This window comes from Caryophanon latum (assembly GCF_001700325.1).
Lineage (GTDB): Bacteria > Bacillota > Bacilli > Bacillales_A > Planococcaceae > Caryophanon > Caryophanon latum.
Window position 1 is genome coordinate 1 of record NZ_MATO01000075.1, and the last position, 2,826, is coordinate 2,826.

Below are 2,826 nucleotides of genomic sequence, written 5' to 3' on the forward strand. Positions count from 1 at the left end.
AACAACCGATTTCACTGTATATAAATGGCTAATCAACAGACCTGTTATTCTATAACATGCTCATACGATTGTTCGACATGCTCGATGTTGTAGCGCTTAAAAATATCATGAATAGCAAATAAAATATCTTGACGTACTGCTAAATGCGTAGCTGTTGCATCGGTTGCGACGAAAAATCGGACGAGCAGGCGAAACGACGTCGGGCGGTATTGATCAATAAATACGTGCACGACGTCTTTTTCCGTCTGCGCATGCAGCATAATTTGCTCATAAATTTCTTCGCAAACAGTACGTAAAACAGCTTCTTTATTTGTTGTTGCAACGTATAAATACATTTCCGTCTTCATTTTCGTACGCTTACTGTAGTTGTAAATCGGACGGTTCATTAAATAAGCATTTGGCACGTAGACGCTACCTTTATCGCCTGCATTAATGAGCGTGCTGCGCAAGTTAATATCTTCAACAACCCCGTCCAATTTTTGATCCTCAGTCGCAATCCAATCACCTACTTGAAACGGTTTATCAAGCCCGACCGATAAGCCGCCAAAAATGTGTGAGGACGTATCGCGTACACCGAATGCGAGGGCAACCCCGGTTAATCCAATCCCGGTTAAAAAGCCATTAATATTAAAGTTCCATAGAGCGGCGATGCTAAATACCCCAATGCCGACGACGGTTGCTTTAATGATGCGTAGTAAATACGGCGCCAGCACTTCCTTGCGCTCCTCATGAAACGGAAGCTTTACTGGATGAAGCGTATAATAGGATAGTAAATCGTATACCCCTTTAAAAATAAAGAAAAACATTAAGGAATAAAATGCACTCTCAATCATCGGAATATTAAGTAGCCATACTTCGACTAAATACGACGCGGCTGCAAAAAATGAAGCGACAAATAGCGCGTGGCGGAACATGCGGCTAAATTGTTTTGATAGAGCGGCGAAAAATGGTTGATTATGTCCTTCAAACGATTGCGTTAATCGTGCAAATAGTCGTTTTAATATGTATTGCTGCACGATAAATGTTAGCAGCACGATGACGATTGCCACGACGACATCTGTCCATGTCGGGTCGGTCATGTTCGGAATAAGCCAGCGAATAGACTGTAGCATAAATAAATCTCCTTTCAAATGAATCATTTCTAAGACGTACAATAGCATAAATAAGTTCTACGTTGTACCAACAGACCTGTTATTATGATGGCATGGAGCTTGCGGCGAGAAAATTTCATAAAGAAACGGCGAGGAGGCTTGAGGAAGGTAATTAGCGCTACTACATAATCGATTGCAAGTAGAATAATCAGAAAAATCTTTCAACAGACTTTGACGAAATTTGTACAGTATAATAACTTCATTCATTCGACGCGTTAAAGCGTCAAAGTTAGGGAGGATTTTGTATGCAACAGCAAGCGTTACAAAAAATATCGTCGCTTGAAGCATTTACTGTCTTTTTAAGTACGATCGTCATCATTTTATCGACGCTCATTTTTACAGAAGCGGCACCGCATGTCGGGCTACTGTTTGCGATGATAGCACTCGTACTGTACGGCGTTTTGAAAAAGTGCAGCATAGATGATTTACAGCAGGTGATGATTAATGGAGCAACGAGTAGTTTACCTGCGATGTATTTATTTTTTTTAATCGGGGTATTAGTCGCAACGTTTATGTACGGTGGTGTTATTCCGACACTTATTTATGCAGGCTTTACGATTGTGAGCGGCTCATTTTATTTTACAATTGTATTTATTATTTGTGCGATCGTCGGAGTGGCAATTGGCTCATCACTAACGACGGTTGCGACGCTCGGCATTGCGTTTATTGCGATTGCAAGTTCGCTTGATTTATCACTGGCAATTACAGCAGGTGCGATCGTATCAGGTGCATTTTTTGGCGATAAAATGTCACCGATTTCTGATACGACGATTTTAGCAGCATCAACAGTAGACCAAGATTTATTTACACATATTAAAACGATGATGGCGACGACGATTCCAGCGTTTGTCATTTCAGTCGTTGTGTTTAGTTTATTATCACCGAAAGAAGCCGCGATTCCGCAAGAGCAGCTAACGGTAATGAAAGAAGCGCTACTAGCGACGAATTTAGTGCAGTGGTGGGCAGTGTTACCGTTAGCTGTACTCGTTGTGCTTGCGCTATTAAAAGTAAAAGCTTTGCCGACGCTTGCGATTGTAAGCATCGTTGCGGCGGTACAAGGGTTTGTGTTGTCACCGATAACAGCTGTGCAATTTAGCGAGCTACTATTAAAAGGGTACGTGGCGACGACCGACAACGAAGCGGTGGCGAGCATGTTATCACGCGGTGGTATGGAGTCGATGTTTTTTACGATGACGTTAATTGTACTGGCGCTATCGTTTGGCGGTTTGTTATTTGGGTTGAACATTGTGCAGACGATGTTTGAGCAGCTGAAGCGTTGGATGACGACAGCACGTAAGGCGACGTTTGGAGCAGCCACATCAGCAGTTGTTCTCAATTCGACAATTGGTGAGCAATATTTAGCGATTTTATTAACAGGAACGAGCTTTAAAAGCTTTTTTGAGGAAAACGGCTATTCAAAGCGTCAGCTCGGTCGGGTGATGGAAGATGCGGGGACAGTTGTAAATCCGCTCGTGCCGTGGAGTGTATGTGGTATTTTTATTACGAATATGCTCGGTGTATCGACGTATGATTATTTTATATTTGCGATTTTTTGCTTAGCTTGTCCAATCATTACGGTGCTAGCGATTGCGAAAAAATAAAAACAACAGGTGGAATGCATTCCACCTGTTGTTTTTATTGTGCGCCCAGCATGCGCATAAACTTTAGGGTGTAA

General features: G+C 42.1%; 2 protein-coding genes. One reads left to right on the forward strand and one right to left on the reverse strand.

Features of this window, described 5'->3' with window-relative positions:
• Nucleotides 1-44 precede the first annotated feature (44 nt).
• A complete protein-coding gene (locus A6K76_RS15055) occupies nucleotides 45-1,112 on the reverse strand; it encodes a mechanosensitive ion channel family protein (protein ID WP_066466427.1) in 1,068 nt (355 codons plus the stop codon).
• Between the two features lie 284 nt (nucleotides 1,113-1,396).
• Here A6K76_RS15055 and A6K76_RS15060 point away from each other — a divergent pair, with 284 nt between their 5' ends.
• Nucleotides 1,397-2,752 (forward strand): Na+/H+ antiporter NhaC family protein, encoded by a 1,356-nt coding sequence (locus tag A6K76_RS15060; RefSeq protein ID WP_066466428.1) that lies wholly within the window; start codon nucleotides 1,397-1,399, stop codon nucleotides 2,750-2,752.
• Nucleotides 2,753-2,826 lie beyond the last annotated feature (74 nt).